Raw genomic sequence first — 23,380 nt, forward strand, 5'->3', positions numbered from 1 at the left:
CATTCGGAGCCCACCAACCAGCTCAGCCATTCGAGCCACGATGGAAACTCCAGCGCCACAGGCCACCTCACGCCGGTCGGTTCTGATCTTGGCGAGACCGACTGTGCCACAAGGGAGCAGGTGAACTCAACACGAACGCCAGATGAGTTGCCGGTGACCGGCCCGGGTACACCCGGCGGTGATAGGGTCCGGCGGGAAGGAGGCCGCATGGGCGAGATTTCGGAAGCGCGGGCAGAACTGGACCGGCTGGGTGCGGTCCTGCGTGCGCAGCTGGTCGAGCTCATCACCGACCTGGCCCCGGAAACCAACCTCCGCCTGCTGTTTCTCGACGAGCCGACGATCGTCGGATGGAGCGAGCCGCCGCGCTACCAGTACTCGGGCCTGATCCGCGGCGAGCGTCCCGCGACCGTCTCGGCCGCAGATATCGCCCGGCGCGCGGCCGCTCTCCTCGGCGCGGCGGGCTGGGAAGTCGGTGAGGCGCAGGACTCCACCGGTCCGAAACCCGCCGTGGTGGTCACCGGTCGGCGTGACGGCATCGGCATCGAAGTGCGTGTGGGCGACCATACTTCGGCGGTGATGTTCAGCGGCCGGACCCCGGCGCTGGCGCTCCGCGACCCGGAGGAGTTCCGGCTGCCGGACCCGGTGCGCACTCCCGAGACCCTGTCTCCCGGCTTCGTCCTCTGCTACGAGTGCGGCGGCCTGGGCTTCTGCCCGGAATGCGGTGGCCGGGGTCGGCTGCCCGACGGGGAGATGTGTCCCGAATGCTATGGGGCCCGAGTCTGCCCGATCTGCCAGGGCGCAGGCCAGCTCCTGATCTCGGAGCTGTCGCCCTACCAGCGCACCCACTATCCCGAATTGCGCGGGACCTCCGAGTAATTCACCACCCCGAGTCGGTGGCTCCCCGATTCTCCTGCCCCTCGGTCCACGCCTCGTAGCCGACGGCATTGCCGAAGTCGGGCGCGGCCTCGCGAAGCTGAGACAGTCGTTCCCGTGACTGCGGGGGAGCGAGCGAGGCGGGTTCGATGGTCGGCGCCCGGGATTCGAGATCCGGCATGCCTTCGATCAGATCCGACAGTTTGGGCATGCGTGCGCGCTTGTCCCGCAACGGCTGCAACAGTTCTCGCCCCTGCCGCGCCACGTCGAGCGCGGCGCTCTGCGCGGCGGTCGTCGTCGCCTTCGCGATTTCGTCGTAGGTCAGTTCGCCGATATCGGAGGAGAAGCGCGTCGCGATCACCACCCCGTCCGCGTTCACGGTGACCCGCACACGTCCACCCGCCGCGGTGCCGGTGGCGGTGAGCTGGGTGCGCTGGCGTGATGCCTCGGCGATCGCCCGCAACTGCGTGGTGAGTTCCTCGACGATTCCGGCCTTCGCGACTTCCCCGTTGTGCCCGGTCATTTCGCCGACCTACGCGAACGTGTCGAAATTGCCGTGCTCCATGGTGTCGAGCTGATTGGCGGATTTGGTCAGCCCGCCGTGCAGATTGTCGAAGGAGTTCGCCAGGTTCTCGGTGCCGGTGGCCAGGTTCGCGCTGCTGGTGACGAATCCCTTGGCGCCGTCGGCGAATTTGCCGCCGAAATCGTCATCGCCCCATGCCGCGGCTCCCGGCGAGACCGCCTCCCGGGCACTGTCGGCCATCGACTGCAATCGTGCTCGGATGTCTCCGGCGAAACCCGCGGCATCGCGCACCGCTTCCGGATGGACCTGCAATCTCCCGGCCATAAGATCGACTGTCCCACAACCGATCAGTGAACACAACATGAATAAGACGTGCCGCCGCCCGCCTGGCAAGATCGATCCCGCACCCGTACCCGGCCGAAGGAGCCCGCATGCCCGACACCCTCCCGCTGGCCAGAACCAACGCCGAGGCCCGTCTCTACCTCACCCTGCAACCCTGCCCCACCTGCGGCGAGACCCGCTGCCAGTTCCGCAGCGCCGTCATCACCGTCGACGGTGACCTGGCCAGCCGCTACACCGGCGACTGCCCATCGTGCGGCACCGCCCGCGCCTATGAATTCCGCCTACCCGCCGACATCCTCCCGCCCCCGGCGGATTCCGTCCGCTTCGGCTTGGACAACCCGTCGGAGCTCCTGGACCCCGGCGTGTGGCTCTGGTACGCCGACAACTGCATCCGCCAGGTCCCACCCGCGGGCGGCGACCCGCAGAGCGAACGTACCGCCCGCCACATCCTGGCCACCGCCCTCGCCGCCGTGGAGGAAGCCGCGAAATTCCTCCCGCCCGCCGCCGACCGCATCCCCGCCGCCGCCTTCATCTCCCCGCGGGGCCGCGCCACCTACAACACCGAACGCGGCCGCTTCACCCGCTCCCGCCTCGCGGCCCTGCGCGACGCGTATGCCGCGGCCCTGGCCGACCGCTAGCGGCGCAGTCGACACGATTCGATAGTTTGGGCGGACATGCCGGCGAGAGGGACATCATGAAGAGGATCGACTACAGCGTGAGCCGGCGCGAGATCGCCACGGACGACGATCTGCGCCTCACGTATCGCGGTGAGCCCTTCACCGGTGAGGCGGTCGAGACCATCGGTGATCAGCTGCTCTTCCAGGTGTTCTACGTCGACGGCATCCCGCACGGCCCCGACCGCGAGTGGTGGGCCGACGGCCCCCTCAAGTCGGAGGGCCAGGTCGATCACGGAGTGCCGGTGGGCATTTGGCGCACCTGGCACCACAACGGCCAGCTCGCGACCGAGCAGGAGTTCGACGACGAGGGCGACCCGATCGTGACCCGAACCTGGGACGAGTCCGGCAACCCGATCGAGCAGTGACCCACCGCCTCAACTCCCGGTAATCACCCGAACAGCCGCATCCTTCGCGGCGTCGTCAACCGTGCCGACCCGAAACCCTCGACTCGCAATGTGCTGCACCAACTCCGCTTCCGGCGGCAACCCGTGCTTGTGCAGGTAGTGCGACACCGCCCCCGCCCAAACCCACACCCCATCCGTCCGGAAATTCAACGGCACATCCCGATCCGCAGACACGAACTCATCCTGCTCGAAACTCCTCGCCGCCAACACAATCGGCGCACTCTCCAAATACGCCAACACCGCAGTCCGCGTATTCCCCTCCAACGCTGGCCGATCCACCACCGGCCGCCCCTCCCCATCCTTACCGTCGTACACCTTCGCCATCCGAGGCGGTTTCACCGCAGCCGGTTCCGGTGGAATCTTGACGGTCGCCTCACCCTCCGGCGCGGAGGGCGCAGGCGCGAAGGGATTCGCCGGGGGAGCGGCAGCTGCAAAGGGATTGGGCGCGGGTGTCGCCGACGCGAACGGATTGGGTGCGGGCGTGGCCTGCGCGAACGGATTGGGTGCGGGCGTGCCATGCGCGAACGGATTCGGCGTGGGTGTCGCCTGCGCGAACGGGTTGGGCGCAGAGTTCACGGGCGCAAAGGGATTCACCGCGCCACCCGGCCCAGCGGCCATCGGCCCGGCCGGCATGAACCCCGGCCCGTACCCCGCCCTCGGCTGACCGAGCAGCCGCGGCCGCGTCAACTGCGCCACCAGCCCCGCGACCGTCGCGGCGAGGGACAGCACCAGCGTGACGACCGCCAGGTAGAACCCGCCACCCGCGTATTCCCAGAAGTTGAGTCCCGCCAAGGAGAACGTGACGCTCAGCGCGCCGACCCCGTTCGCGACCATGACCGCGGCGGCGGCCCCACTGGCCGCGCGCACCGCCGGATTCCGCACCCCACCACCCGCCAGCAAGGCAACGGCCACGACAAACACCGCGATCGATCCGAGCGCGAAATGCACGGCGGACAGCGGAAGGGACCCGTCCTTCCCCGCACCCCATATGGTGCCGAACATCGACTCGTGCGGCACCAGCGGCAAGAACGACCCCGCGAAGTCGACCACCGCCGCGACAATCAAGAAGACACCCGCTACCCGGTCCGCCGCCGCCCCGCCGCTCGCCGCTCCGGCCCCTTGCGCCACAGCACGTTTCGACACCACAGCGTCGCGCAACCCGGTCACCAAGGCCGCGACGGCAACCAGCATCACCAGCGTGATCACCCAGAATCCGGACCCCGGTGAGGCGCCATCCCCGAATTGGCGCGTATAGCCCACCACATCGCCCGACGCCATCTGCAGCACCAGCCCGCCCGCGAACGCCGCCGCCCAGAACAGCACCCGCCGCCGCGCCCCCACCCCCACAGCGAGCAATGTCCCGACCACCCCGGCGCCGATCACCATGAGTACATACGGCACCGCACCGAAGTAGTCAGTAGTCTGCGCCCGCATTCCATGCCCGTCGCTCTTCCAGACATAGATATCCCAACTGCCGTGCAGCCCAATAGACATCACAGGCAGCCAGAACGTCGCGACCGTCAACACCGCCGCCGCAATCAGCAAGAACCCGGTGATCCGCCCGACCCCCGGTGCCCCATTCCCCGACGCCCGCCCGGCCTCGGTCATGAAGCCTTCATTCCGTATGTAGGCCATACCCTCTCGCGCCTCTCCCGATACAAAATGTGCCCCGCCGCCGCCCTGAACAGCATGTCCTCAACCCCATCGGTCCAGGCCGTCCGCCGAACCTTGTCAATGATCAAGGTCCGACTCATGCTTTCCCGACTAGGCCCGAACCAGTACTCGGCCTCATCCGGCTCATCACGCACCTGCCGGTAATAGACAAGCAACGCCACCGCGTCACCCTGCCCTCACCGAAGACCGCTCGGCTTCCATACTTTTGTCCGCCATCGCTACTCCTCCCCACGTAACGTTGATGCCGACAGTAATTGGACGGGTGAACGGATGCCAACGCGGCGCTCGTTCATCGAGTGGCACAAGTTGGAGGGTAATTCGGGGGCAAATCCCCCCGGTTTTGTGCCACTCGCCGAATCGGGTGAGTATCCGACTGGCTCCCTGACGGCCAGTTCAGCGGTCCGAAGTCGCTTGCGCCGGTGGCTATTACAGCCCGCAGCCGCGCTTGATCAATGCGTAGAGCAGGTTGAGGTTGGTCAGCGAGCTGATAGGGGTGGTAATCGGGGGACGCTTGGCCGCGGTTTTGATGCGGAGGCGGCCCTCGGCGATGTCGACGTCGGTGATGTCGGCCCAGGGCACAACGGTGCCGTATCCGGTCACGCCGGCTGCGCTCAGCGTGATCGAACCGAACTCCACGGGCTGACCGGCTCCCAAAGTCGCCAGAGCGGTGGGCATTTGGTGGATGACGACACCCTCCTGGATCCGCGGTCCCCACTCCTGAGGGTTGACGATCCCTTCGCGCAAACGCAGATGCTGGTCGTCGAGGTCGCGCATCTCGTAGGCATGAGTCACCCGGGTGGTGACTCCATTCCTGCGATGGTCGATCAGGTCCTCGATCACCGTGGTCGAGTCGTACCGAACGACTCGCAGCCGTTCCCTGGACACGAAAATCAGCCCGTGCTCGAAGAGCTCCAGCCACTTCCCTGCGTTCCGCTGCCCGTAGAAGAGTCCGTGCACGGTTGAGAACAGCAATGCCAGGCCCACGATGAGCGCGAGGTAGATCGCGACCTCCAGCAACTCGATCTTGACGGCAAAACCCACCACTGTTACCCCGACCAGGGCGATGAAGATCATCCCCAGCTTGTGGATCCCGTGCCAGTCCGTCGTCACCGCGCCGTAGGCCTTGACGTGCCGCCCCAGGCCCGCCCGCGTGGCCGCGTCCGAAATGCGCTGGGTGTCATAGGTTTGCATGTCCGGTTGGGTCACGATTCCCCCTGTGGTCGAACGTTCGTCAAACGCCCCGCAGCCTAACCACGGAGGAGTCGTCCCTGCTCCTGGGGCAGCTAAGATCGTGTGCGCAATGCCGGGGAGTGGGAGCGTGAATGACAATCGTTTCATGGCAATGGCCACTGGTTTTCGGCCTCATCCTCATTCGACTGCTCGCCCCGGGATGGCTGATTTTGCTGACCCTCGTGACCCTCGGCCTCCCCGCCTTCGTATTCTGCGCCCCACTCCTGTTCGCGGCATATATGTCCACCCCCGAACAACATTCACTCCTGCAACTAGCCGACATCCTCATAGTGGTCGCGGCCTTCCTAGTGCCCGACGGCGGCGACAACAGCGGATACCACATCCCCCTACTGACTTTGGTGAAGGGCAATCCCGAAATCGACGAGAAGAACCTGATAGGCAGAGGATTGGTCTGGCTCGGCGCAGCCAGCGTCCTGGGCTACGCCGCCGTACTCCTCATCATGTGGGCCAAGATCGGCGAAGCCCACGGCTGGATTTCCCTGTCAGTCCCGTAGGCCGGGCCGCAACGCCTGTCGCTAGCTCATGCTCGGACAGCTTCATGCTGTCCCGGATTGGCGGGCGGGAGTTTCATCACCGGGTCCGGACTCGACGAAGAGACGACGAGAAGAAACCCGATAGGCCGGGGGCTGGTCTGGATCGCGGCTGCAGCGTATTGGGCTACGCCGTCGTCCTCCTCATCATGTGGGACATTGGTCGTCGACGCAGGCCCAGGTGTCGACCTCGAGTTGCTCGAACATGGTCGTCCTTCCGGCGGTTTGGGCTATCGCGCAAGCAGTTACTGGGTATCGTCGCCGGAGTAACGGAACGAGGCCGGCTCGCCTGCGGCGCGGCGGGCGAACTCTTCCTCCCACATCCTGAATGTGTTTCGCCGCAAGGCCGCGATCGTCTCGCGTTCCTGGGGTGTCATCCGCCTTCGTTCCTGCCGGACCTGGTCGAGCATGCTGTCGATCTGCCGGTAGATGTCGAAGATCGGTCCCTCGCCGCTCAGGTAGTAACTCCGAAACTCCTCGGTGGTCTTGACGAACTCTTCCTCGGAGAGAGCGGCGTAATCCAAATCCGCGCCGGGCCGGAAGACGGCATCGATCTCTTCCCTCGTGGCAGGCTCGAAGGCGCCCGTATCGATGTTCAGCTTCCGGCCGACCACCTGATCGAAGGCGGGCTCTTCCAAACGAATGGTGGCGTTGCGGAAGCGGAAGTACGACGGCGATTCTCGGAGCCAGAGCACAGTGCGGCCTCTCGGATGTGTGAATGTCAGCTGTGGGCCAGGACTTCGGTGAGGCGCTGCATCAACCACAACCGGAAGACCACGTAATCGACAGAACGAGTGAGGGAGACCTGGCATTCGCCGGGGGTCATTCTTCCGATCTCATCGAGTTCCACGCCCACTCGGCTGGTTCGCAGGAAGGAGCGTCCCACCGCCTGGGCGAGTGCCATCGCGTCATGCTGCATTGTGCCCGGGTGGAAGTTCGCGAACCACTGATCCAAATGCGAACAGATCAGCAGCCCCGCAGAACCGGACGCGGCGAGCAACTCGTATTCGGGTGAGACGGAGGTGATTTCATTGGCCGGATGGAACGTGACATCTGAGGGCACGATCCACGTTCGCAGCCCGGCGTGCAACACCTTCCGAGCCGCGGCCACATCGAGCCGAATATTGTGCTCGGCACGATCGGCATGCCGGTAGTTCAGACCGCCGCCCATCTGCGTGACGATGAGTCGTGCTGTGGCATCTGGAATCTCGGCAACCACGGTCGCGAGGTTCGACATGGGCCCGATGCCGAGCCATCGCACCTTGCCGACGGTCGTCGCCATGACCTTCCGGACAGCGGCGAGAATGTCTTCGGGCTGATTCGGCACCTCTTGCGGAACGAGACCTTCTGCTGCCCAGTACTTGTCATTCCCCAGGTCGATGCCCGCGACCACCGGGACGTCGGATCGGCCGAGCAGATCCAGTAGGTGTCGCGCGAGCCGGGCACGCCTTCCGCCGTGTTCGTCGCTGGTGATGACGAGAGCCAACTCCGGTCGTCCTGCGGCGACGGCTATCGCGATGGCATCATCCGGGTCGCCTCCGATGTCGGTATCGACAATTAGCGGCATGGTCGACAGCGGCGGAAGCATGTCCGGCAAGGCCGATAGGGCGTTGGCTCTGTCGTGCAAACCGACGCTTCGGGCCTGATCGATCAGCGCATCGCGAATCTGGTTCGGGGACAGCTCCGGGGTGTCTTTGCTGTCGGCCATGCTCAGGCATCCTCCAACCGCTTGGATGTGTAGTTCGGGAGGTACCGAGCGAAGAAGTCTCCGACACTGCCAGGGAGGGGGCGAATGGCTGACAGTGAATAGGTCAGGATGTAGCCCGCGCGGCCGAGACCGCCCTCCCAGAATTTGTACTTCGGTTCGAGGTCGTCCAGCAGTCCCTGGTATAGATCACGGATCTCGAGGAAATCCAAGAGTTCGGACAAGTTCCACGACTCGATGCTCGGGTCAGGTTCCGCGGGCAGGACGGCAGAGGTTCCCCCACCGTCGCCACGTACACGGTCGCGGGCGCGTAGGGCCTCGACCGCGTCCAGCTCGAGGAAGTGGTACGGGCCGGCTTCTTCGATGAAGACCCATCGATTGAATCGCGGGTCTTCGTAGATCTCGCCATCCGGTAGTTCGGCGATCTTCTCGGTGTACCCGAGTCCGGTGCTGGATATTTCGTGCGGCTGATCGTCCTCGTCGTGAACAGTGATCAGCCTGTTGGTTATCGTGAGCCAGCCAACCATTGCTTGCCGGAACTCGTCCCGGCGCTCAAAAACGCGTACGCAGCCCAGGTGGAACGAGCCGGTGAAGAAGTTGGCGTCATCGTCCCAGGTCGCGAGGATCGTGTGATAGGGCGGTATGGACTCGGCCCATCCCTCGGCTTCCAATACGAATCGTCCACAAAAGTGGCATGTGTTGCGTTCGTGGAACACTCGTCGCCTCTCCAATACACCCACGCTGACCACTGACCGGTGGTCGGAGATTCCCGCCCAGACACCACGCACTCTATCCTTCGTGGTCGGTTGTCGCGGTGGGGACCCGACCGGGCAATTCGGCCACCGCGAGGTGACGCGTTGTGTGCGATGCTGAAGGTCCAGTCGACAGAAGGGGATCTGACGTGCGGCGTGGCCATCCCACCAAGGAACAATTGGAGCAGAGCTTCGAGCGTGTGCTGTCGATGGTGCTGTCGGGATACGGCGTTCCGAGCTCGAGCGGGCTCGACCCCGAAACCAAGGAAGCCCTGTGGAAGGTCGCCCATGCCTATCCGGCTGTCACCGACGCTCTCCTGATCGCTGCTCGTAGCGCATTCGCCGGGCAGCTGGACGGCAGCAATGCCGCGCGCTCGCAGGCAGAGCGGGACCGCAGGCTGACCGAGCTCGAGAAGCGCTCGTAACCGACGCGGCCACAGAGCTCAGCCCTCGGACTCCTCCGAGGCCTCGTAATGGGCACGCAACTCACCCGGCGCGATCGTGTTGTCCAGGGTTACGGGCCCGAATCCCTTGGTGAACTTCGGATTGTCATCGATGACGCGCTCGGAGTAGTCCAATACGTCACGAGCCCGCATATCTTCCGCCATCTGCCGGTCGATCTCATGCAAGCGCTCGACAGTGATTCCCATTCGCGCCGCGGTCTGTTCGTCGATCTCCCGCTGCTCACCGGGGTCCGCGGGGTTCATCCACGGTGGTATGGGTGGTGGTTGCATGAGTGATTCCCCGCTCAAAAGTAGGCCGCGATCGCGGCGTCGAACTTCGCGTCGGCGATGTCGACACCACCACTGGGCTGGTAGCTCAGCCCCCGCACATGGTCGAGGAACTCGGCCGGAATCTCCAGCGCATAGTTCTCCAGATAGTGGATCGAATCAACCCGCCAGATCCACTCCCCATCCGAAACCAGCGACATCCCACCAAGGATTGCCTTGGCGGTATCGAGCAGATCGCTCACCTCGCCCGGCACATCGAACACCGGCGTACCGGCCTTCATGTACTCCGACACCAGTTTCCGATCCGCGATCGGATGACGCACGTACGAGTCCCGCATCGAGGGCAACTCCTCGCGCACCGTCCGGTACATCTCGCGGTAGATCCCGACAGGCTTCAACCCACCCGCTGTCGTTGCTTCGGTCACTGTGCAACCCCCCGGCATCGCTTAATTATGGACGCCGCCCAGCGTACTGGTCGGACTGGCTAACACGTCTTGTGTGGTGGTCGGGCATGGACTCGGTCGGTCGGCATCTGGTTTGCGGAAACTCAGCCGAAGCCGACGCATTGATAGAGTTCTCCTGGTGGAAGCGCCGATCCTCGAGCGGACTGGTTGGGCTGCGCTGAGCTGGTAGGAGTTGACATTGCTGTATTACCGCGCCGTCTACGAGGGAGAGTACGAGAAGTCCCCTCCCTTCACCATCTTCGTAACCTCTGACAAGTCCGAGGACGCTCTGGTCTGGGCTCAGGGTATCCAGATGTGGCAGTACGACCCAGGTCGGGTCATCAGGTTTACCAGTGACTTCAGAAACGACGATCGCTGGGAGTTGGTTGATCGCGCGACCGCCGAAGCCTTCTCGAGGAGGCTGGCCGTAGACGGCTCTGCCGCCAGTGAATTGCCGACCGAGGACTGGATCGAGTGGTTCTTCTCCTGGAAGGGCGATCCGCCGGACCATGAGGACGTTTCCTGGCACGACGACTACTACGTGCAAAAAATGAAGGACGACACTCCTCGGCGGGATCGGTAGTCGACAACGGTGCGGCTGGGCGGCTCGATCGCCGCCTCAGCTGCCGTTGTCATCCGAGGTCGATTCGACTGGTTTCTCCGAGGAACCCCTTGGCCTTGGGGACAGCACTCGGACAGCCCCCCCTCGTGCATTGATCCAGTCTTCCAACTGCGAGCCGTGGAGTGTGTGCTCGCCATCGTCCGTGGTGAGGGTGATCGGTCCGAAAACGGTTCCTCGTAGGCCTTTGAACACGGTGGCTTCGTCAACCTTCACCTTGAAGGTGTTCTCCTCGACTACGGCGTCGGACAGATCCGCTCCACGGAAATCGACGTGCAACAGAGAGGCACCCATTAGGGCGGTGCCACGAAGGGAAGCGCCCATGGCGTCAACGCCGTAGAGCGAGGCACCGACCAGATTTGCGCCGTCGAGTATCGCGTTCCGGAGGACGGCGTCGTCGAGGTTCACACGTACAAGGGAGGTGTTCGTCAGATCCGCTCCGGTGAAGTCGGCTCCCTCCGCGTCGGATCGATACAGCTCGGCATCGGCCAGCTTGGTATTGGTGAATCTGGTTTCGCCGAACCAGGATTCAGAGAAGTTGCCCCCGGACAGATCAGAATCGCTGAGATCGAGCCCACCAGCATCGAGTCCGCCCACCTTGCGCTCTAGTAGCCAGTCACGCAGACGCGCCGATGCTTCTGCGTTGCGCGGCAACGTGTGCGGGACCCAGTTGCTATGGGTACCAGATGACATCATCGTCCCATCCGTGTGTTCGTACAATCAGCTGGACATCGTCGATCGCGGCCTGGCTGGCATTTCGTAGATCGATGATAACGGTTCGGTTCTTTTCCTCGATCTGCTCGCGCAGCTTCTCGACCCATCGACTGTTCTTTGCTGGGTCATATGCGCCTTTGAAAGGTTTTGATTTATCGCGCACGTTATTGAACGGCGGCCAGTCCGAGTGCACGCCCTTGATGTCGTAGTACTTCTCGTCGCTCCGCGAATGGAACTCGCCGTGATCGGCCTGGTCCGGTCGTTGTATGTCCTGCGGTAGGCGTCCTTGTTCTCGCAGATCCAGCCCTACTCGGGCCTCATCCTTGGACGGTTCGGATATGCCGCCATTCTTGTCCGGATCCCGTTGGAGGTGATCGAATTCCTCTGGATGTCTTGCCTCCACCTGGTCGAGGTGCTGCCAATGCTGTGCCCGTTGTTCGGGGGTGAGCTCGGGTGCTGGGCCTGTACGAGCTGGGTCGGGCTGGGACGGGCCATCTGTATCAGCTTCCGGCAGGCCCGGCACGCCGTTGCCGTCCTCGGGTTTCTCCGTTTTGTAGCCGGGAAGGTGCTTGTCGAGGTCCAGGCCGAATTGGTCCGTAACCCAGCGCAGGTCGCGGTTGTTCTCGTGTAGCCAATCCTCGTACCGCCGCCATTGGTCTGGGTTCTTGCGAACCCACTTCGCCAGGCTGGAATCCGTTGGGCTCCAGCGCTCGTCGACGCCGGTCGGAATCCTCTTACCGAGGTTGAGTTCTTCATTGGTGCGCAGGATCTCGAAGAACGAGTGGACTCGTCGTTCGATTGGCTCCGGGCTGGGCTCGTTGGTACGACGGAAAACCTCATAGGGCTCGTGGGTGAGTTTGTTTGCCCGCCAGGCCGCATCGGTGGGGAATTGGAGTTCGAACTCACGTCCGTGTGGAGACCGAAGGGTGGCGTTCAGCCCGAGGTAGCGATTGTCCTCCTGCCAGAAGTTCTTGATATCGACGACCTCGTATCCATGCTCCTCGAGTCGACTCAGAACGGCGTCCAGAGCAGGACGATATCCTTCGCCGTCTGGCATGCGGGTCGAGAACCGAACGAGATCGTTGACGCGGTTGAGGAAACGGTCGATGGTCTCATCAGGGTTACGTTCGGTTTGGAACTTGCGAGCCAGCGACTCCTCCGACTTGACCCTGTGGTCCTCGCCCCGAGTCTCGACCGGATTGCGGACCAGATCCAGGCCTCGGTTGACGTTCTCGAGCGTTGAGTGGAGATCCGAAAGAATCTGGTCGGCCTCGGGGCGCGCGGCGCGTACCGCATCGGCGATGGCCTGATGGTCGGTCGGTGGTAGGTCGATCTCGATCGCGGGGGCCGGTTTGGCCGCGAAAACCGGTCGCTGGTCGGATCCTGCGAGGTCACCGGGAAGTAGGCTGCGCTGCTCAGCGGAGCGGAAAAGTGCTATCTCGCCCCATGTTTCGGCGACCTGCCCACGTCGATAGACGATCTCGCCTTCGTCCCCACCCACTCGAAGTGTGCCATCCGGGAGCCGGCGGATGTCGACCCGGAGGGGATTGCGTTCGCGTCGATCCGTATCCCATTCGTGTGGCCAATCCGCCAAACGATCGTTCGGCGAGTGCAGCGCGGTAGGTACATGATCGAGTTCGGCCATTTGCGCGGCGGTCAGCCGCCGGTTATCCAGGCTGCTGATGCGACCGTCCTCCGCGACCACGGCGTGGATCGGACCGCCCCGCCAACCGCCATCTGCCATGTGGTCGGCGAGCGTCTGGATGGGTAGGCCGTCGGAAGTCTCTCGACTCACACTGCGTTGAGTGAAGCGGACTTCTTCGGTGGGGACGAGTTCTGTTACTGCCAAGGCCTGTTCGAAGCGCGGCAGGTCAACCGCGGCAATGCCCTCGCCGTCAGGGAAGCCCAGATCGTCCAGGGTTGCACGGGGGTGGCCGTATTCGCCGTTTCGATCATCCACCGGGCGATCAATTCGTTCGGACGACGGTGATTCGTCCTCGCCCGGCTCGGTCGCGGGTCTGTTGTCAGTAGACCGATCCGGCGGGGGAGTTCTTTCGCCGCCGGGCTTTTCGTTGCCGAGGATGTCCCAGTTTTCGCGGGGATCTTCCTCGTACTTCGGGAGCCGTCCATCGGGCTGGTCGGTCGGCTTGTAGACAGTGGGCTTCGGCGCGGTGCCGTCTGCCTCGGTCGGATGGAAGGTCCGCCATTCGGCGGAGTCGTGGAGGGTCGCGGGGGAATCGGGTACCGCGCGGACGCCTACCAGGTCGGAGGGGGCGCGTACGGGGACGCCGAGTTCGTTGGCGATGTGTTGGGCCCAGCCGATGTCGTTGCCGCTGTGGCAGGACAGGAGGCGGATGGGGGTGCCTTCGATGTAGTTGGGGTTGTTGTGGATGGCTTCGACGATTTTTTGGGGGTCGATTTCGAAGCCGCCATCGGCGGTGGGCTTTCCGAAGCGGTTGCCGTGGATGATGACGTCGTGTTCGCCCTCGTTGCGGACATTGTCGTAGACGCGCTGGACTTCGGGCGAGTTGCCGAGGGCGGTGCGGTCGGTGCCGTGGCGGACGGGCAGTTCTGTGGCGGGGTGACTGTCGCCGACCGGAGTCTGGTCGTGTTGCAGACCCTCGTGCTCGGAGTTTTCGGCTGATTTCTCGTGGGCTGGTGCGTGTTCGGCAGGTGCCTCGTGGGCCGGAGCGTGGGCGCTGGACTCGTACAGGTAGACGCGGGTGACACCGAACAGGCCCGCGTTCGGGCGCTCGACTACGCCACGCACCTCGAAGACGGTTCCCGGCGCGAACAGGACTTCCTTCTCGCCGGGTCGCGCGGAGAGGCCGCTGATATCCCGGCCGGTCTCCGAGTGGATGACGAATTCGACATTGCTGGCGAAGATTCGGCGCGGATCACGTGAGGTACTGGTGAACGCGGGCTCGGTGAGCTTGGCACCGGGAATGTAGCGGGCGATCTGCTCCGGGGTGAGGTGTGTTCCGCGCCAGACCGTTCCGTTATAGGTCGGCAGCTTTTCTCGGCCCGATGTCATCTCGGCGATGAGCCGCTGCTGCTCCGGATCGAGTTCGAGCTCATTTCGCAGGCGGTGATTCAGGTCGCTGAAGACGTCGGCATCCGGGTCGGTGTAGCGGTGGACCGCGTCATGCTCATCCGAGGTGAGCGTCTCCGCGGGGGCGGACTCTGGAATCTCCTGGTGCGGTCGTGGTTCCGAGTCTTCGGGAGACGGCTCGTTCTTCGCATGTTGGTCGTGCGATTCGGGATGGTGCTGCCCGGCCGGATCTTCTTTGTGCGGCGGATCGGTGTGTGGTTGCCTGCTCGGCTGGTCGCCGGATGGCTTTGCGGGCGGCTCGAGGTAGGCATGGGCAAGATCCGCGGCGGTGGGGAGCAGATGCTGCGGGCTTTGCTCGACGTATTGCGCGACCGCAGCATCGTGCTGTCTGAACAAATCCCATGCGGTGGCCGACGCCTCCGGATCGCGCAGGCCGAGCCTGTCCACCAGATCGCCGAATTTCACACGCAGCCCGGGCAATTCGGGTGCGCGTGCGGGGTCGTGATAGGCCTTGACGAGGTCGTCGACGCGTTGCTTGACCTCGTCGAAACGTTCCTTCAGATGCGGGGTCAGCATCGACTGCCGGTCCGGATCGACATGGGCGGGCTGCTCCGCCGGCGTCGCCTCGGTGGGCAGTAGGCCCTGGCTATGCTCCTCGAGATACCCGGCCAACGCGGGATCGTGTTCGCGGAAGCGCTGCCAGGCGGCTGCCTCGGATTCGGGCGAGCGGAGGCCGAGGCTATCGAACTGTTTGGCGAGTTCCGCGCGGAGCGTGGGCAATTCGTCGGCCCGTGCCGGATCGTTGAATGCCGCGACAACACTCTTGGTCTGCTCGCGAAGTTCTTTGAAGCCCTCCCGTAGGTCCTGTAGCGATTGCGGTGGCTGAGCGGAGGCGGGCGATGACTCGTGCGCCGGCTCTTCGTGTTTCGAGATGGGCTGATCGGGCCGGTGCGGTTCGAAGACGCGGGCGATGGTGTCTTTGGGAATCCGCGTGAACCCCTCGGGGGACATGCTGTGCGCGTTGGCGCTGTCGAGAAGATGCCAGTACAGCACCTTGGCAGCCTCGGGCGCGGCCTCACCGTTGATCTCCACGTTGGCGAAAGCCTCGGCCAGCGCCTCATCGGGATTCAATCGGCCGTTTTCGGCGAAGCTGTAGTCGGTGAGCTGGTCGAGCCAGGTTGTGAACGCCTCCTTGTCCATTCCACCGCGGCTCGACGTGAAGTAGTCCGCCAGTGCCGACTCTGCGGTCAATCCAGCCTGTCGTTGTCCCTCGAAGTCGATGGTGTGGCCGTATTCGTGCAGGAACATCGAATGCAGTGGTCGATCGCCGGAGCCGGGAACCAGATGGCCGTCCGCGACGTCCTCGATCACGTGGTCGGCCATCTGCTTCGGATTCAAGGCGTATTCACCGGCCAGCACGATCCTGTCGGTGGACACACGACCGTTGTCGACGCGGGGAACGGTTTCGGCGTAGCAATCCTTCGGAAGCTGCTCGATGGAGATCTTGGGCAAGCTCACGTCCGGATACCGGGACTTCATGTCCTCGACGGCACGCGCGAATTCGCGGAAGACCTCGGGGTGCAGTCCGGAATAGTCGAAGTGGGGCGCCTCGACACCCCAGTCGCTCTCGAGCTTTTCGGCGATCTCCCGGGCATTCAGCTCTGACCACTCGTCGCGCTGATGTTGATACCAGTCGCCTTCGGCGGGATGACCCTGCGCCGGATGAGTTTCGGTGGGATGAGTCTCGATCGGATCGGGTTGAGAGTGACCTTGGGGTGTTTCGTGCGTATCGCCGAGGTGGATGGCTCGCAGGCTCTCGGGATCTTCGGGACCGGACCGTGTCTCTCTGATCTGGTCGATGAACGCCTTCTTGTCGGCGGCATCGATCCCGGAGTTGGTGTAATCGCGCCAGAGTCGAGCTGCTTCGTCGGGATGGAGACCGGCTTGCTCTATGAGGTCCGCCAGCTGACGTACCTGCGCTTTGTCGCCTCGGCGGACGAAGGAATCGAGGACGTCGCGGAGGTTCGGATCGACCCCGCCGTCGTTGCCGATCCAGGATCGGATCTGTTCCACATAGTTGTCGTGCCCGGCCTGCAATGCGGGCCGGGGATCCAGTCCCGCAGCGCGCATTTCGGCGATGCTGTGGGCGATCTGCGCAACCGGGACCAGCGCGATTCGCTTGGCGGCCTCGCGAACCAGTGGATCGGTGAAGCGCTCGTGAATGGTGTCCGGGTTCAAGCCTTCCAGCGGATCCGTGTCGTGCCGCTGCAATTGCTGCTCGGGCAGGCCGTCCGGTCCGATCCCGCGCGGGCTGTCCAGTGGCCCGTGCATGATTTCCTCGATCGAGCCCAGCGCATCCTGATGGGAGAAGGTCAGGCTGGGATCGGCGGGCAACTCGCGAACAGGAAGGCCCTTGTTGCTTCGCCCCGCATCGAGGTCGAGAGCGTATCCCTGCTTGGTGCCGGGGTGCGCGTCCGCCGGGGATTCGGCGAAGAACATGTAATGGCCCTCGAAGCGAGTCTCAGGATAGACGGCGCTCAGCAGCTCCTGAACGGTTCCCTTGTAACTCGTGTCCACCAGGGCGATTTCGCTACCGGGCTCGCCGACCGGGATACCGAGATCGCGAAAGTATTCCGTCAAACGGTGATACGCGTCCTCGATCGATTCGGGGCGGACCTTGCCTGCCGCACCGCGGAACTCGTCTATTTCGGGGAACCTGTGGCCGGAGTTGTTCTCCAGGTCCTGGACGGCAGTTTCGACGACCGCCCGAGACAACGTGACCTCGTGCCCGTGATCGTGGACGAACTGCGGATCGAGATGGGTCATGGCGGTGGCGAGGCTGTGTCCGTCTCTGCCGACGAAGACCACCTTCAGGTTCGGGTTTTCCGCGACCTGCGCCTTCAAGCTGGTCAACATGTCATCGGCAACCTTGACGATGAAGGGAGCGATGTGATCGTGGGATGCCTGGTATATGTCGGTGAGTGCCTGCCGCTGTGCCGGATCCGTGATCTCGAGCCACTTGCACAGACTGTCGACCGCCGTTGCTCCGTCGTGTTGCTCGATAATGGGTAGCTCATCGGAGTGGAGGGCTAGCGCCTCATCGACATACTGGTCGACCTTTGCCGGTGTCTCTCCCTTGGTCTGATGGTCCCCAGGGTGGGTGGCGTGGGGTTCTCCTCCATCCGGTGTGTGAGTCGAGATGTTCCGCTGTGCGGGGCCTCCCACCGCGGGATGGGTTTCCAGGCCATCAACGGGGACGACGTATCCGCGATCGTTCAATGGGCCGCCGCGCGGATACTCGCCGGGCGGGAGGTCGAGCACACCTTCATCGGTGAAGAACCGGACTTGGCCGTCGCGGCTCACCACTGCCTCGATATGGGTGGACTTCTTGTTCTCGACGTCCGTCCGCATGCTGTCGGTATTGAATCCGAGTCTGCGTTCGTGCTCGGAAGGCGGTCCAGGCAGCCGATCTTCAGGATGCGTGTGCAGAATGAACCGGTACCCGGCGAGATCCTCGGGGATCTTGCTGGAGGTCTGCTTGCCACGGAACAGACGCAGGTCGCCGTCCTTGTTCTGGACAATCGCGTGCTCATAGCCCGAGAACTGTTGCAGCTCAGCGAGATGGTCTGCATTCACCTCACCGGGGCGGAGCGGAATGTGCTCGGCTTCGGCGAGCTCATTCACCAAATGCTTTGCCTTCGGCGAGAGTTCGTCGAAGGAGATCTGCCCGCCTTCCATCCGGGAGTTGCCCTTGTAGTGGGTGGCCATTTCCCGTGAGTCGTCGCCGGACGGGGTGGTGTCCGGGTGCGATGCTTCCGGTTCGGGTTTGCCGGATGCAGAAGGCTTTTCAGCGGGATCGTTTGTAGTGCTGACGATTTCGGCGGCGCGCGCCGAGTGCTCGACGGGCGGTCCGGTCCGGGCCTCCGTTACCTGCTGTGGGCGCTCCAGCACCGGCGTAGTTTCGGGGTGGCCGGTCATAGGGGTGTCGGGCTTGCCGTCGGCCTTGTCTGTCGGCTGGACTGGCTCGGATCCCTCAGGGGGTGCGCCCTTCCCGTTGGTGTCGGCCGCCGGCTCGACCGTCTGCTCCGGACTCTCGTCCCGGAGTTTCGCCGGCTCTTCCTCCGACTTGGGCTCTCGGGTTGGCGGCTCTTCTCGGGATTCGACGTGATCGACCGGATGAACGTCCTCCGGGACCGGCTTATCTTTGACACGGCCCGGTTCACGTTCGGAGACAATGTCTTCTGGATGCGCGGGCGTGGAGCGTTCCGGGTCAGCTCCGGGTTCTCGCTTGATCGGGTCGGGTTCCAGTTCGTTCGGGCGACGGCCGTTCTCCCCGCCGAGTTCCTCGGCCAGTCCTTTCTTGGTCGCCTCCCAGAACTGCTCGTTGTAATGCCGCTGCAATTCCGCTTGCAGCGCAGACTCCTCCGGCGTCGCCAGTCGGCCTTCTTGTTCCGCAAGGGCTTCCAGGTCACGGCGCACCTCGTATAAGGCGTGCTCGTGTACCGCGACCTCGTCGACGTGGCTCAAATGCACGCGGAGTTCGGCGATATGCCCGTTGGGCATCCGGACCTTCATTTGCAGATCGCGGTAGCCGGATGGCTGGGGGCTGGCGAATCGGTCCTTGAACGAGACGATCTCGACTCGGGGGTCGGCGGCGATCTTCTCGAGAGCGTTGTACACATCCGAGACCCGGTCGAAGACGATCTTCGCGCCCACCAGGTCGGTGAGCTGAGACACGTCGCCCTTGTACTCGCGAATCTTGTCCCAGGCTCTGGCTTCGTCCTTCGGCTCGGTTCGCCAGCCTGGTTCGCCGGCATCGCCCGCGATATCGGTCACGAGGTCGTTCAGCGCCCGCTGTGTTTCCGGCCAGAGGTCGTACTGCTTTTGGAGGAATTCACGCTGATACTCGGGGTCGTTGCGGCGCTTCGGATCGAAGCCGGGCTGCCGCTCATCGGCGATGCCCTTGTCGCTCAGCGAATCACGGACCTCCGTGGATACCGCCCGCTGCTCGGGGGTGAGTGGCGTCTCCACGATGTCGATGGGGTCCGAAACACAGGCTTCTGGGCCGCGCTCGGCGACCCTCCCGAGTGCGTCGCGCAGGATCGGCGCACCTTCTTCGGGATGAAGGAGCACCGCGGCGAGCGCCTTGGGCCGTTCGAGTAGTGAACGCTCCAGGAACGGGCTGTCCCGAACGGCCTGCGCCAGATCCGCGTGTTGTGGCAGGCGGTCTCGAATGACATCGCTCACCGGTGTCTCGACACCGTCGATTGTGGTCGTGAGTCCGTGCTCGTCGGCCCGTGCCAACGCCTCCGAAAAACGAGATTCGGTTAGGTAGTGGTCGACATCGCGCAATGGCGCCGGATGCGAGGCAGGGTCGTCTAGTACTCGCGGGTCAGGTGCTCCGGCCAGGTCGCGTGCTGTCGGTTGGCGATCACCCAGCCCATCGCCTGCCGGGCTGGTTCCGGGATTCCGGCCACGTTCGTCCGATAATTCAGGGTTTCCTTGTTCACGAGCAGCTGGAGTTCCGTGGTCGGTTCCGGCGGTTCGGCCAGGGACTCCGCGGTCACCCGATACTCGATCTCGGTCTGATCCTCCCGTGTCCGTTGGATGTTCAGTTTCCAACGGTGCGGATAAATCTGTCCGCCCCCCACCATCGGCTCGCCGGTCCGAATCGATTGGTCGTACATCTGGCCCCAGATGATCGGGGGTCTCGCGCTGCCGTAGCCCGTCACCACTCCCGTCCGAGCGTTCACTATGCAGCAGCCCCCCGTTCCCGGAGTCTGCCTCGCTTCGGCCTGCTCCGCTGGAGTCAGCGGCATCCAGCAGACCCATGCGAACTCGGTCTGGTAGATGTTGACTTCCCGGTTCTGCGGGAAGATGTGAGCCTGTCGGAGATACTCCTCCACCTGTTCCCTGGTGCGTAGCTCCTGCACCTGTGATGCCTCCATTCGGATCGATAGCCGTGAAAGACAACGACGCCGAACCCAGCTGCATGTCCAGCGGCGGTTTGTCCGACATTGTCCCCATCTGGGGGTCCCACCACACCGGACCCGATGCGCCACGCGGATAGACGACTACCGTTGCGTGAGACCCGTCGAGTGTCGGTGTTCCATCAGGTTCATACAGGAGATTGCCGTTGGCATCGCGGGCATGCCAGGTATTGACGACCAGAGCAGCGGACAATTCGCCCCGCTGACTGATGTGGTCATGAAGCCAAGCGAATTGGTCGACAACAGGTGTCGAGCTGTTGAGAGGCCACCCCAGCTCGTGAGCTCCCAGCCAGTATCTCGCTCGATTCAGCCCACGGTGTTCGCCCAGGGCATTGAACTCTCCATTGGGCAGCTTGTCATCGAAACGCGGAAGACCGACTTGCGGATCGCCGTAGAACGACGATAAGGCTGAAAGGCTCTGGTCGAGGCAGTTGTATCGGCGGACGTCGACGTGTGGACCGCCATCATTGATCAGCTTGCCGTATGGATTCGTGCGTGGGTCCGCTCCAACCAGAAATCGGTCGCCATCGCGGAGCGCGTCCTCCACATCCCACTGGTATTGGGCGTGCTCCAGGTTGTCCAGCCTCCGGGGCCCGATGGTTCGTGTCTCGGGCAGGCCGGCAAGGGCGTTGTCGGTGTTGGCGTGTGCGATGTCATTGCTGATGTGCCGCAGATCGATGTCCGTCAGCGGATGGTCGTCTTTCGACAGTCCGAGGTGTTCGCGGAGTCGCTCGGCGAGTACATCCGACGGGGTGTCGCGATTCAAGACATGCGGGTCCGCGTTTTCGTGCGGGTTGCCGACAGTCGCCTTCAGATGGGCGTCGGTGGGGTTGTCGACGAATTCGAGCTCTACTCGAAGACGGTCGCCACTGAGCAATCGCTCGCCGGTGTTGAAAGTGCGGTCGCTGGCGCTGTGCAACTGGTCGACGATCTCGCGCAGATGTTCCGGTGGCACACTGTCGATTTCGTCGAGATGCACCTTGATTGTGAGCGTCGTCAGCTTCTCGTCGGGGCCGTAACTGAAGCGCCGTGCCTCGTATACCGGTGCGGAGGTGGGTGATCCGCCATCACGTGGGGTGACGTCGGTCGGCTGCGCAGCCTCGGCGTTCTGTTCTTTGTAGAAGTCCTCGAACTCTGCCTTCGCCTTGGCGATGGCGGGATCTGATTCGACGCCGGTGACCCTGTCGATCCGGTTGCGCACCTCGAGCGGATGCTCCGTGCCCGGATGCGGCATCGGGGTGACAACCAGCGCCGGTGTGTCCGGTTCGGACTTGTCGTGCTCCGACGGGTGATCCGGTCCGGTATTACTCGGATCTTCCTTTGGCGCTTGATGATCGCCGCTCAGCGGCTGGGTGCCCGGGTCCTGTGGTTTCCCGTTCAGTGGCTCGGACGGGTTGGCCGATTGATCCGGAGTGCCGGGTCTTCCATCCGTCGGGGAGCGGTCCGCGATCGGTTCCGGGTGGTCGGTACGCGGCGCGGTGTCGCTGGGGGTCGCGCGGGTCGGTGTGCCGTTGTCTGTTGGGACGTCGGTCCGGGTCGGTGCTACATCGACCGGGCGCGTCGCGGCCGGTTGCGCGGCGGGCTCGGCGCGCACCGAGGGTTCCGCCGCGCGGACTTCCGGCGTCTGTGCGGCGGGGGCGGGTGCGGGCTTGTCCTGCGCGCCTGCGACGAGATTCGACTTCTGGTCGACGGGAGCGACATTGGCCGCTCGCGCCGGGCTGTCGGCTGTCGGACGGGCGGGTGTGGCGTCCTTGGGGGTGACGGATTCGCCGGGACGGTCGGCCGGGGTGACCGGTCGTGTTCCGTTGTCTGCGACCTTGGTTCCGGTATCGGCGGGCCGAGCCGGGGCGTCTGTTGTCCGGCCGGTGGTATCGGCCGGACGGCTGTGGTCGACCGGAGCAGAGCGGGATTGGTCTACCGCCTGCGGAGTCGTATTCGTCGGTGAGGCACGGTGTTCGGTGTCGGTGGCGAGATCGGACTTGGCCGGTTGCTGGCCGTTCTCGCGAGCGCTCGTGTCGGTCGCTGCGGCGGGACTCTCGTGTGCCGGGTTCGTATCCGGTGTGAGCTTGGTTTGCGCGTCGGCCGGAACACCCTTTGCCAGTGAACCGCCCGGATCCCCGGTACTGGGAACTCCGCCATGTTCCTTGACCCCCGCCTTGACGCCATCCAGGCCGCCCATGGCGAGACCGCCCGCGAGCATTTGCGGACTTAGGGATTTGTCGACGTCGTGCCAGTTCCCCTTGTCGTAGAACTGAACTCCCAACCCCGCCCCGTACATGCCGAAGGCGCCCGAGAGACCGCCGACGCCACTGGATACAACTCCTCCGAGCCGGGTGGACAGCCCGGGTAGTGCCCGTTTGAGCGCCGCGTCCGCCAGCATGTGGCCGGGCCCGCTGGCCAAACCGCCTACGCCCCATTCGATACCGGTCGTGAACGTCTGTTTCAGGTCGAAACCGTCGTCCCGGTGCCCCATCTCGAGCTGAATCGCCTGAATGCCGGCGTCGAGGCCCACGCCCATTCCGGTGGCGATCGCGGCGCCCTTGCCGATCTGCAGGGCGGCCGGTGCGATCCGCTTGGCCAGCGGAACGACGATCTCTCTCGACATCGGCTTCGCCAGCGATTCGAGTGCGGCTCGGCTGGCGAGCGCGGCAATGCGTTTCATCATCGATTCCGCGAAGACCGCCAGGCCTTCCCGGGCGATGGCGAGATACGCGGGGACCAGGACCTCGCCGTACAGCGAGACCATGAGAGATCCCACTGTCCACAGCGTGAGAAGCGCGAAGGCTTCTTCCTGCATCTTGGTGTATTCGATCGTGGTCGCCGTGGCACGAGTGTCGTGTCCCAGCGAGTGCAGGTTCGATACCAGTTTCTGGATCGAATAGTCCTTGCCGTCGAACAGCGTGGCGAATTCTTCGGAGATCTTGGTCGCGCCGTCGCCGACGTAGTACTGCGGGACTTTGCCGGTGACCGATCTCAGTTCGGGTTCGAGGTTCTCGAGTTGGCTCGCCGCCTTGTTCCAGGCATCGCCGAGCGAGAACAGCGCCTCCTCATCACCTTTCGGATAAGCCATTCCGAAATTGAGGGCCTGCATGAGCCAGCC

General features: G+C 64.0%; 17 protein-coding genes. 6 read left to right on the top strand and 11 right to left on the bottom strand.

All coding sequences use genetic code 11. The features are described 5' to 3' along the window. Window positions 1-207 precede the first annotated feature (207 nt). Window positions 208-876, top strand: a complete 669-nt coding sequence (locus ACFXN1_RS00645; RefSeq protein ID WP_379437294.1) for a hypothetical protein — start codon at window positions 208-210, stop codon at window positions 874-876. 1 nt (window position 877) lies between these two features. On the opposite strand, the gene ACFXN1_RS00650 is transcribed toward ACFXN1_RS00645, so the two are convergent. Further along, a complete protein-coding gene (locus ACFXN1_RS00650) occupies window positions 878-1,396 on the bottom strand; it encodes a YbaB/EbfC family nucleoid-associated protein (RefSeq protein WP_379381621.1) in 519 nt (172 codons plus the stop codon). Window positions 1,397-1,405: 9 nt separating this feature from the next. Then, window positions 1,406-1,720, bottom strand: a complete 315-nt coding sequence (locus ACFXN1_RS00655; RefSeq protein WP_379437293.1) for a hypothetical protein — start codon at window positions 1,718-1,720, stop codon at window positions 1,406-1,408. A gap of 107 nt (window positions 1,721-1,827) precedes the next feature. Here ACFXN1_RS00655 and ACFXN1_RS00660 point away from each other — a divergent pair, with 107 nt between their 5' ends. Beyond that, window positions 1,828-2,376 (top strand): hypothetical protein, encoded by a 549-nt coding sequence (locus tag ACFXN1_RS00660; RefSeq protein WP_379437292.1) that lies wholly within the window; start codon window positions 1,828-1,830, stop codon window positions 2,374-2,376. A gap of 56 nt (window positions 2,377-2,432) precedes the next feature. Further along, window positions 2,433-2,780, top strand: coding sequence for a toxin-antitoxin system YwqK family antitoxin (locus ACFXN1_RS00665; RefSeq protein ID WP_379437291.1), 348 nt, complete (start codon window positions 2,433-2,435; stop codon window positions 2,778-2,780). 9 nt (window positions 2,781-2,789) lie between these two features. Here ACFXN1_RS00665 and ACFXN1_RS00670 read toward each other — a convergent pair whose 3' ends face one another. After that, the gene (locus ACFXN1_RS00670) at window positions 2,790-4,427 is read right to left on the bottom strand and encodes a hypothetical protein (RefSeq protein WP_379463458.1); all 1,638 of its coding nucleotides are present in this window, start codon (window positions 4,425-4,427) and stop codon (window positions 2,790-2,792) included. A 492-nt stretch (window positions 4,428-4,919) separates the two neighbouring features. Continuing rightward, window positions 4,920-5,699 (bottom strand): DUF6585 family protein, encoded by a 780-nt coding sequence (locus ACFXN1_RS00675; protein ID WP_379437289.1) that lies wholly within the window; start codon window positions 5,697-5,699, stop codon window positions 4,920-4,922. A 116-nt stretch (window positions 5,700-5,815) separates the two neighbouring features. Here ACFXN1_RS00675 and ACFXN1_RS00680 point away from each other — a divergent pair, with 116 nt between their 5' ends. Further along, on the top strand, window positions 5,816-6,238 hold the full coding sequence (locus ACFXN1_RS00680) for a hypothetical protein (RefSeq protein WP_379437288.1): 423 nt from the start codon (window positions 5,816-5,818) through the stop codon (window positions 6,236-6,238). 281 nt (window positions 6,239-6,519) lie between these two features. Here ACFXN1_RS00680 and ACFXN1_RS00685 read toward each other — a convergent pair whose 3' ends face one another. From ACFXN1_RS00685 to ACFXN1_RS00695, 3 genes are read right to left on the bottom strand one after another with little or no spacing between them, the layout of a single operon-like run. Beyond that, the gene (locus tag ACFXN1_RS00685; protein ID WP_379437287.1) at window positions 6,520-6,969 is read right to left on the bottom strand and encodes a hypothetical protein; all 450 of its coding nucleotides are present in this window, start codon (window positions 6,967-6,969) and stop codon (window positions 6,520-6,522) included. 26 nt (window positions 6,970-6,995) lie between these two features. Next, entirely contained in the window at window positions 6,996-7,982 is a 987-nt protein-coding gene (locus ACFXN1_RS00690) for a nucleoside hydrolase (protein WP_379437286.1), read from the bottom strand. Between the two features lie 2 nt (window positions 7,983-7,984). Beyond that, window positions 7,985-8,695, bottom strand: a complete 711-nt coding sequence (locus ACFXN1_RS00695) for a hypothetical protein (protein ID WP_379437285.1) — start codon at window positions 8,693-8,695, stop codon at window positions 7,985-7,987. A 185-nt stretch (window positions 8,696-8,880) separates the two neighbouring features. Between ACFXN1_RS00695 and ACFXN1_RS00700 the strand changes: the two genes are divergently transcribed. Next, the gene (locus tag ACFXN1_RS00700) at window positions 8,881-9,156 is read left to right on the top strand and encodes a hypothetical protein (protein ID WP_379437284.1); all 276 of its coding nucleotides are present in this window, start codon (window positions 8,881-8,883) and stop codon (window positions 9,154-9,156) included. 18 nt (window positions 9,157-9,174) lie between these two features. Here ACFXN1_RS00700 and ACFXN1_RS00705 read toward each other — a convergent pair whose 3' ends face one another. Both ACFXN1_RS00705 and ACFXN1_RS00710 read right to left on the bottom strand, forming a co-directional pair. After that, entirely contained in the window at window positions 9,175-9,438 is a 264-nt protein-coding gene (locus tag ACFXN1_RS00705) for a hypothetical protein (RefSeq protein WP_379437283.1), read from the bottom strand. Between the two features lie 41 nt (window positions 9,439-9,479). Continuing rightward, window positions 9,480-9,887 carry a hypothetical protein gene (locus ACFXN1_RS00710; RefSeq protein WP_379437282.1) on the bottom strand — a complete coding sequence of 136 codons (408 nt, stop codon included), beginning with the start codon at window positions 9,885-9,887 and terminating at the stop codon, window positions 9,480-9,482. Between the two features lie 217 nt (window positions 9,888-10,104). Between ACFXN1_RS00710 and ACFXN1_RS00715 the strand changes: the two genes are divergently transcribed. After that, window positions 10,105-10,488 carry a hypothetical protein gene (locus ACFXN1_RS00715; RefSeq protein WP_379437281.1) on the top strand — a complete coding sequence of 128 codons (384 nt, stop codon included), beginning with the start codon at window positions 10,105-10,107 and terminating at the stop codon, window positions 10,486-10,488. A 36-nt stretch (window positions 10,489-10,524) separates the two neighbouring features. On the opposite strand, the gene ACFXN1_RS00720 is transcribed toward ACFXN1_RS00715, so the two are convergent. Further along, a complete protein-coding gene (locus ACFXN1_RS00720) occupies window positions 10,525-11,220 on the bottom strand; it encodes a pentapeptide repeat-containing protein (protein WP_379437280.1) in 696 nt (231 codons plus the stop codon). Next, the gene (locus ACFXN1_RS00725; RefSeq protein ID WP_379463459.1) at window positions 11,198-23,350 is read right to left on the bottom strand and encodes a toxin glutamine deamidase domain-containing protein; all 12,153 of its coding nucleotides are present in this window, start codon (window positions 23,348-23,350) and stop codon (window positions 11,198-11,200) included. The genes ACFXN1_RS00720 and ACFXN1_RS00725 overlap by 23 nt, the downstream gene beginning before the upstream one ends. Window positions 23,351-23,380 lie beyond the last annotated feature (30 nt).

The organism is Nocardia sp. NPDC059154 (genome assembly GCF_042755705.1).
GTDB lineage: Bacteria > Actinomycetota > Actinomycetes > Mycobacteriales > Mycobacteriaceae > Nocardia.

Bases quoted from the DNA above. Each gene is read 5' to 3' on its own strand.
- ACFXN1_RS00670 (WP_379463458.1), bottom strand. From the start codon at position 4,427: ATGACCGAGGCCGGGCGGGCGTCGGGGAATGGGGCACCGGGGGTCGGG.
- ACFXN1_RS00650 (WP_379381621.1), bottom strand. From the start codon at position 1,396: ATGACCGGGCACAACGGGGAAGTCGCGAAGGCCGGAATCGTCGAGGAA.
- ACFXN1_RS00690 (WP_379437286.1), bottom strand. From the start codon at position 7,982: ATGGCCGACAGCAAAGACACCCCGGAGCTGTCCCCGAACCAGATTCGC.
- ACFXN1_RS00720 (WP_379437280.1), bottom strand. From the start codon at position 11,220: ATGATGTCATCTGGTACCCATAGCAACTGGGTCCCGCACACGTTGCCG.
- ACFXN1_RS00655 (WP_379437293.1), bottom strand. From the start codon at position 1,720: ATGGCCGGGAGATTGCAGGTCCATCCGGAAGCGGTGCGCGATGCCGCG.
- ACFXN1_RS00705 (WP_379437283.1), bottom strand. From the start codon at position 9,438: ATGAACCCCGCGGACCCCGGTGAGCAGCGGGAGATCGACGAACAGACC.
- ACFXN1_RS00725 (WP_379463459.1), bottom strand. From the start codon at position 23,350: ATGGCTTATCCGAAAGGTGATGAGGAGGCGCTGTTCTCGCTCGGCGAT.
- ACFXN1_RS00665 (WP_379437291.1), top strand. From the start codon at position 2,433: ATGAAGAGGATCGACTACAGCGTGAGCCGGCGCGAGATCGCCACGGAC.
- ACFXN1_RS00645 (WP_379437294.1), top strand. From the start codon at position 208: ATGGGCGAGATTTCGGAAGCGCGGGCAGAACTGGACCGGCTGGGTGCG.
- ACFXN1_RS00660 (WP_379437292.1), top strand. From the start codon at position 1,828: ATGCCCGACACCCTCCCGCTGGCCAGAACCAACGCCGAGGCCCGTCTC.
- ACFXN1_RS00680 (WP_379437288.1), top strand. From the start codon at position 5,816: ATGACAATCGTTTCATGGCAATGGCCACTGGTTTTCGGCCTCATCCTC.